General features: G+C 58.1%; 8 protein-coding genes and 1 pseudogene. 8 read left to right on the top strand and 1 reads right to left on the bottom strand.

Features of this window, described 5'->3' with window-relative positions:
• From M0R47_RS20990 to M0R47_RS21010, 5 genes and pseudogenes are all read left to right on the top strand, one after another.
• A pseudogene (locus M0R47_RS20990) lies at positions 1 to 222 on the top strand (hypothetical protein); the annotation flags it as partial.
• Positions 223 to 239: 17 nt separating this feature from the next.
• The gene (locus tag M0R47_RS20995; RefSeq protein ID WP_292558311.1) at positions 240 to 2,063 is read left to right on the top strand and encodes an IucA/IucC family protein; all 1,824 of its coding nucleotides are present in this window, start codon (positions 240 to 242) and stop codon (positions 2,061 to 2,063) included.
• A 1-nt stretch (position 2,064) separates the two neighbouring features.
• Positions 2,065 to 3,291 (top strand): type III PLP-dependent enzyme, encoded by a 1,227-nt coding sequence (locus M0R47_RS21000; RefSeq protein WP_292558312.1) that lies wholly within the window; start codon positions 2,065 to 2,067, stop codon positions 3,289 to 3,291.
• A complete protein-coding gene (locus M0R47_RS21005) occupies positions 3,275 to 4,051 on the top strand; it encodes an aldolase/citrate lyase family protein (protein ID WP_292558313.1) in 777 nt (258 codons plus the stop codon). Before M0R47_RS21000 ends, M0R47_RS21005 begins: the two co-directional genes overlap by 17 nt.
• A complete protein-coding gene (locus tag M0R47_RS21010; RefSeq protein WP_292558314.1) occupies positions 4,048 to 5,070 on the top strand; it encodes a PepSY-associated TM helix domain-containing protein in 1,023 nt (340 codons plus the stop codon). Before M0R47_RS21005 ends, M0R47_RS21010 begins: the two co-directional genes overlap by 4 nt.
• Before the next feature lie 55 nt (positions 5,071 to 5,125).
• Here M0R47_RS21010 and M0R47_RS21015 read toward each other — a convergent pair whose 3' ends face one another.
• Positions 5,126 to 6,016 carry an AraC family transcriptional regulator gene (locus M0R47_RS21015; protein WP_292558315.1) on the bottom strand — a complete coding sequence of 297 codons (891 nt, stop codon included), beginning with the start codon at positions 6,014 to 6,016 and terminating at the stop codon, positions 5,126 to 5,128.
• Between the two features lie 181 nt (positions 6,017 to 6,197).
• Between M0R47_RS21015 and M0R47_RS21020 the strand changes: the two genes are divergently transcribed.
• The 3 genes from M0R47_RS21020 to M0R47_RS21030 form a co-directional block, all read left to right on the top strand.
• The gene (locus M0R47_RS21020; protein WP_292558316.1) at positions 6,198 to 6,776 is read left to right on the top strand and encodes a carboxymuconolactone decarboxylase family protein; all 579 of its coding nucleotides are present in this window, start codon (positions 6,198 to 6,200) and stop codon (positions 6,774 to 6,776) included.
• A 36-nt stretch (positions 6,777 to 6,812) separates the two neighbouring features.
• Positions 6,813 to 7,034 (top strand): 4-oxalocrotonate tautomerase family protein, encoded by a 222-nt coding sequence (locus tag M0R47_RS21025; protein WP_292558317.1) that lies wholly within the window; start codon positions 6,813 to 6,815, stop codon positions 7,032 to 7,034.
• Between the two features lie 138 nt (positions 7,035 to 7,172).
• On the top strand, positions 7,173 to 7,422 hold a 250-nt coding region (locus M0R47_RS21030), incomplete at its 3' end, for a type II toxin-antitoxin system prevent-host-death family antitoxin (RefSeq protein ID WP_292558318.1).

The following is a 7,422-nucleotide window of genomic DNA, read 5'->3' on the forward strand; positions in this document are numbered from 1 at the left end:
TTAATAGCTGCGCTGGTTCATGAAGGCAATGCCGGGCGCACCTTCGGCTGGCTGGAAAGCGGCTCGAAATGGGGCGCGGTAGCCGCCGGTCTGGCCGCCGGAGCCATGGTCGACGGTTTCGGCCCTCAGGCACCTTTTTTACTCGGCGCCGGGATTATGACTGCGGCCGCCACTTGGCTGGCAATTTCAAACTGTTGCCGCCCCTGCACCGAAAATATTTGACCCTTTGGAGACAATTCATGAGACATCAAGCACTGCAAACTTTTTACCAAACGTGCTCGGCCGAGGATCAAGCCGGCCAGCGCAGCCTGGAGACCTTGCTCAATTGCTATTGCCGGGAAGTCGCCGGCCCGGCCGGACAAATCGGCATCGGCCCGCTGTTCGGCCAAAGCGATTGGCCTATGGCTTTACGGACGGCATTGGGACAAGGCGGAGGAAAAGCCATGCACATTCTGTTGCCGCATATCGGGGAGCGGCTGTTAGTGGTAGTCGACCAACCTTCGGCTACCGGCAATTACCGCTATCGCTCGCCTTTTTACCACAAATCGCCGGGCCGTCCCTGGACTCCGCTGGACTGGCACACCTTGGCCACGCTGCTGCTACGCGACTTGGCCAGCCAAAACGATGTGCCGTTCAATGAGGAATTGCTGGAACAAATCCGCGACAGCATCGCGGTGACCGGCGCCATTTTGGCCATGCCGCAACCGCCACTACCTAAAGAGCCTTTGGCGGCTTATCTGGACTCCGAACAATCTTTGACATTCGGCCACCCGTTCCATCCAGCCCCGAAAAGCCGGCAAGGCTTTTCGGCTACGGATCTGCAATGTTACGCTCCGGAACTGCGCGCCAGCTTCCCGCTGCATTATTTCGCGGTGCGCCGCGAACACTGGCTTCAGGAATCGCTGTTGCCGCAATCCACAGATGACTTGCTGGCTGCGCAGGCCCCCGCCGATTTACAAACGAACGACGATTTCGCCTTGCTGCCGACGCATCCCTGGCAAGCGCGTTATTTAATGTCCCTACCCGCTGTGCAGGCGGCCATCGAACAAGATCGACTCCGCGACCTGGGCTCGCAAGGACCGGCTTATTTCGCCACGTCGTCGATACGCACCTTATTCCACCCGGATAATCCCTATTTTTACAAATGTTCCCTGCATGTCCGCATCACCAATTGCGTGCGCAAGAACGCCATTTACGAGCTGGACGGCGCGCTGCAAGTCACCCGCATCATGCGGACCATCGGGCCGCGCTTGGCCGCACAATTTCCTAGCCTGCGGATACTGGAGGAACCGGCCTACGCATCGGTGCGGCTGAGTAACGATGAAACCCCGGCCGAGCAGGAAGCGGCGGAAGGTTTCGGCCTGATCCTGCGCCAGGGCTTGGATCCGATAGACACAGCCGGGGCGACACCGCTGCTTGCCGGTTCACTGTTCGGCAACCATACGCGGGGCCAGACACGGCTGGCGGACATTATCGGCCGGTTGGCGCGAAGACAAGCCGCGCCGTGGGATACGGTAGCGGAAGACTGGTTCTCGGCCTATGTCGAACAACTGTTGCCGCCGGTGCTGCACTGCTTTTTCGACCACGGCATCGTGTTCGAACCGCACTTGCAAAACGTGCTGATCGGCTTGACCGGCGACTGGCCCAGCCACGTCTGGCTGCGCGATTTCGAGGGCGTCAAGCTGGTAGCCGGACGATTCAACGCGGTTCCACTCGACGGCGTCGACGCAAGGGTACGGCAAGCGCTGTTTTATAGCGAGGATCAAGGCTGGAACCGCATCGCCTATTGTCTGCTGGTCAACAACTTCTGCGAGGCCGTAGCGCAATTGACCGCCTTGCGCCCGTCGCTGGAACCTCGCCTGTGGCGTATCGTCGGCCACCAATTACGTTGTTATCTGGCTCAGCACGGCAACCCGAACGCGACACGGCGCATCAATGCCCTGCTGGCAGGCGCGCCTTTCCCAGCCAAGGCCAACCTGATCAACCGCTTTTACAAACGACCGGATCGCGATTCCACCTACATCCCGTTGCCCAGCCCGTTGGCCTATCTGGGAGATGCGTAATATGAACCGATCGTTAGCACGAGTGACGGAAGCCGTTCATCTCGCCTGCACCGATGAACCTTTATGCGCCTATATCTATGACTTGGCGGCACTGGATAACCATGCCGCCGATTTGGCCGCTACGCTGCCGGACAACTGCGAACTCTTTTATGCGGTCAAAGCCAATTCCGACTTGCCGATCCTGCAAACCCTGGCGCCTCATGTGCGCGGTTTCGAGGTCGCCTCCGGCGGCGAACTGGACTGGGTACGCAGCCATTTCCCGGATACGCCGGTGATTTTCGGCGGTCCCGGCAAGCTGGATACGGAGCTGGCCGCCGCGTTGGAGCAAAACGTGGAATTGCTGCACGTTGAAAGCCTGGGCGAATTACGGCGGCTGGCTTGGCAGGCCCGAAACATGAACCGGCAGACCGATGTGCTGCTGCGTATCAACCTGGCACTGGACGGCGGGCCGACCACCACCTTGACCATGGGCGGCCGGGCCAGCCCGTTCGGTATCGATTCCGGCCAACTGCCGGAATGCCTGGCATGGCTGGCGCGACATCCGGAAATCCGTTTACACGGTTTCCACTTCCACCTGATGTCCCATCAATTGGATGCCGACGCTCATCTGGCCTTGCTTGCGCGTTACTTCCGGCAGGCGCGGCAATGGCGGGAGCAATTCGGACTGACCGTTAACCACCTCAACGTAGGCGGCGGCATCGGCATCAATTACCGCGAGCCCGACCGGCAATTCGACTGGAAGGCATTCAGTACCGGACTCGCGGCATTGATCAAAAGCGAAAACATGAAGGATTGGCGCATCCGTTTCGAACCGGGCCGTTACCTGACTGCGGCCTGCGGCTATTACGTGATGCAGGTGCTGGACATCAAACAATGCTTCGGCCGCCATTTCGCGGTCGGCCGCGGCGGCACCCATCATTTCCGCACGCCTTACGCCCAAGGCCATAGCCATCCGTTTTTCGTATTGCCGCGCGAACACTGGCCCTACCCGTTTCCCCGGCCCGGCGTGGAGCAAACCGAAATCACCGTGGTCGGCCAGCTCTGCACCCCGAAAGACGTTTTAGCCGCTGACGCGCCGGTGGAACGGTTGCGGATCGGCGACCTTCTGGTATTTAGCTATGCCGGAGCCTACGCCTGGCATATTTCCCATCATGATTTCCTGCGCCACCCGCACCCGCGGCACATCTATCTGTCAATGCAGGAGCCGGTTCATGTTGCAAACCAATAAACTGAAACAGTCCCTGCGTAACGGCGATACGGTATACGGGCTGCTGAATTCGGTGCCGTCGCCGTTGCTGGTGGAAATGCTCGGTTATGCCGGATACGACTTCGTCATCCTGGACCTGGAACACGTAAACACCAATCCGGAAACCCTGGAAAACATGATCCGGGCCGCCGAATGCGCAGGTCTTACCGCCTTGGTGCGCGTGCCCGGTATGGATGCCGCTGCGATTTTGCGCGCCCTGGACAGCGGCGCGCACGGCATCGTCGTCCCCCATCTGCAAAGCCGCGCCGAAGCGGAAGCCGCCGTCAGCGCCAGCCGCTACCATCCGCTGGGCCAACGCGGCATCAGCGGCGGCCGCACCACGGGCTTCGGCCGCCTGGACCTGCCGAGCTATTTCGAACAGGCCAACGCCGAGCTATTGGTCGCGGTCATGATCGAAGACCGGGCCGGCGTGGAGAACATCGACGCGATCGTTTCCGTTCCGGGTATCGACCTGGTGCTGGAAGGCGCAATCGACCTGTCCCAATCTTACGGCGTGCCCGGCCAGACCCAACATCCGGACGTGCAGGCCGCCATCCTAACTATCGCCGATGCCTGCCGCAAACACGGTGTGCCGTTTTGCGCCGTGCCGCGTCTGCCGGAGCAAAAGGAATACTGGCTTCAGCAAGGCGTTCATGCCTTCCTGCTGGGCGATGATAGAGGCGTTGCCTTCCGGGCATTCAAAGCGCATCTGCAAAGTTGGCAAACCCCGGCATTGAGATGAGCGCGGTTATTTCCAAGAAGCTGTGGTTCGGCCATCTTTACCTGGGGATAGCGATTGCCTTACCCCTGCTGATCATTGCCGCCAGCGGCATCGTGCTGAGTTTCTATGACGATCTGCGCTACACCGCGCCGCCCTATCGCCTGGCAAGCCCGGTGTATCGATCGCTCGATGCCGATACCTTGGCCGAATCCGTCCGGCGCCACTATCCCCGGCACCGCCTGGAGGCGCTGTTCCTGCCGACAGCTCCGGAGCATAGCGCAAGGGCCAGGCTGGCCGGGCCGGAACCTCTGCTGGTATTTATCGATCCCGGCACAACCGCCATCCTGGAGACAAAGGATGCCGCCGACTTGGACGGATTGGATTGGCTGCGGGAACTGCATCGCGGCAGCGTGTTGGGCTTGCCAGGGAAGATCGCCGCTAGCATGGCCGGCTTAGGAACGCTGTTCCTTTGGCTAATGGGGTTTTGGCTATGGTATAGGCTCAGTGCGACGGCAAAACGGCAGCGGCACCGGGCAAAATTTTTCCCCGGATTAGTAACGATTCACCGGCAAACGGGGCTGCTGCTGGGCGGCCCCATTGCCGTTCTGGCCTTACTGGGGGCGCTGCTCAACTTTGCCGGGCCTTTGATGCAATGGCTGGACCCGCCGCCAGCGATTGTGACGCCAACTTCCACGCAGCAGCTAACGACGCTGCCATTGCCCAGACTGGTCGATGCAGCGGTTAATGGTTACCGCGACTCTCCGTTGGAGCGCATCTATTTTCCAGCCACCGCGAACCAGCCGTGGCGTTTTCGCTTCTTGGACGGAAGCTGGGGGTTCGTAGACGGGCAAAATGGAACTCTGCTTAAACTCAAAACACCATCCTCTCATTGGACCATGCTGCTATATCCCCTGCATAGCGGCAAATTGCCGGGCATATACGGCCATTGGCTGCTAATCTTTTGCGGCTTCGTCCTGCTTTTTTTGGTCAGCAGCGGCTTGCGTCATGGCTGGCGTATCATCAAGCCGCACCGCCGCTAGTTATGAACAAGAGGTTTGATCACGAGGTCGATATAGATATTGGAATCACCATTTATCAGCCGTTTGCTTCCCGTCCACGCCGAAACGCCCCCGGCGAGTTGCCGAAATAACGCTTGAACGCCTTGCTGAATGCCGGTACCGAATCGTATCCGCAACGCTCGGCCACCCGCTCTACACTCATGCCCGGCTCCATCAACCAGCCTGCCGCAATCTGCAACCGCCAAGCGCTAAGGTATTCAATCGGCGAACTGCCGATCAGCGCGGCGAATTTCTCCGATAACACGGTTTTGGACAATCCCGCTTTGGAACACAGTTCGGCAACCGTCCAGGGTTGCCAAGGCTGCTGATGAATCAAGCCCAACACGGTTGCCAGCCGCCTGTCCTGCATGGCCGCAAACACGCCCTGCCCGACCAAATTTTCTTCAATGCAGTAACGGATCACCAGCACAAAAAGGCTGTCGCATAAACGTTCCACCACCGAGTCGCTACCAAAACGCTGACCGGAAGCCTCGCTGATGACCAGCTCAATCAGCTTGGCCAGTATGTCGCCGGCTTGATTTTTTTTGATCACAATCTCAGCGGGCAACGCCTGCCACAACAACGATCGGGGCGTAGCCAGCTCGATTTCGCCGCAGACAAATCCCGATTCGCCGCCCTCCCAGCCGGTCAAACGGGTGTCGGCAGCGTCGCAGGGCAAATGCTCGGCACTGTAGGACAAAAAGTGCTTTGGCGCATGCGGCAGGAACAAAATCAAGTCGCCGCTTTCCAGCGCCAGCGGCGTTTCCCGGCTCGGCGAATGCACCCAGCCTTGACCCTTGCTGAGCAAATGAAACCAAACCGAAGTATCGGAATTGTGATCCATCAGCCAGCGTCCGCAAACGCCGCCCGAATAAACCAGCTTGGCGCGCAAATTCAGCGCGTTGACCAGCGCAGTTAAAGCATCCACAGCAATCTCCCGGACAATCGGACAACAATCCCGGAGCCTCGGGCATGGGTTCGGCAAGCCGAATTGCTTAACCTATCCCCGTCGAAATTATCCAGTGAGGAGATCGTGAAATGAACGTTTAGCCCAAGCGCTTGCATAGCAAAAACCTATTCAGATTAATCGAAAAAACAGGAGATATAGTATGTCCCAATTCAACATTTATTCCATTCAAAAAGCGCCGCTTGCCGCCCAGCCGCTGCTGGAAGGCGCGCAGCAAAAATTCGGCTTTGTGCCGAATTTGCTGGGCGGCTTCGCCGAATCGCCGACGGTTTTACAGGCCTATCTCGATATTGGCGTATTGTTCGACAGAACTTCGCTGACCCCGGTCGAGCAACAAGTCGTACTGCTTGCCGCCAGTGTCGAAAACCATTGCATTTACTGCGTAGCCGTCCATTCAATGCTTGCCAAGCATAAGGCCAAGGCCGATGCCGCTATTGTCAATGCATTACGTCAGCAACAGCCGTTGCCGGACAAAAAGCTGGATGCCTTGGCAACATTTACCCGTGCCGTGGTCAAGCAACGGGGCATAGTAACCGGCATCGCCCTGGATAACTTTATCGGTGCAGGGTACAGCCGATCGCAGGTGCTGGAAGTGGTGCTCGGCGTAACAATGAAAACCCTCAGCAACTATGCCAATCATATCATTCATGCGCCTTTGGACAGTCAATTCCAGGCCGATGCATGGGATGCGCCTGCTCTGTGCAACAAGCAGTGCGCTTGAACTTTATACATAACTTAAACCCTTAGGAGAAACACCGTGCCACTCGTACAAATCAAAGGTATCAGCGGTTATTTATCGCTACAACAAAAACAGGAAATCATCAGCAAGGTCACCGATGCAATCGTTTCGGTAGAGGGCGAAGGCTTGCGGCCGGTCACCTGGGTGATCATTGAGGATGTCGCTTCGGGCCAATGGGGCGTCGGCGGGCAAGCCGTCACCACCGAGGCGATTCGGGCGATGAGTCAGGCGTCAGGGTAATTACCTCGGAATAAATTGAGCGTTTGTAGCTGTGGATTTATCCGCGCCTACAGCGCCACAGAAGAAGCGTTCTCTTGACAATAAAGGCGGACTCAATTAAGTTGGCTAGCATTAGCCAACTTAGCCCTGGTGTCCTCTATGCAAGTCAACATACTCGAAGCCAAAAACAACTTGTCCAGCCTCATCGTTGCCGCCGAGAGAGACGAAGAAGTGGTAATCGCCCGTAACGGCGTACCCGTCGCCAAACTTGTTAAATATACGGCCAACAAAGTCGCCCCTCCCGGTGCCTGGAAAGGCCGTGCCGCTTATGCGGCGGACTGGAATTCCGCCGAGACCAACGCCGAAGTAGAACAATTATTCACCGATAGCGACAATGCGCCTGCTGCTT

It is taken from the genome of Methylobacter sp. (assembly GCF_023227905.1).
In the GTDB taxonomy this organism is placed as follows: domain Bacteria; phylum Pseudomonadota; class Gammaproteobacteria; order Methylococcales; family Methylomonadaceae; genus Methylobacter_A.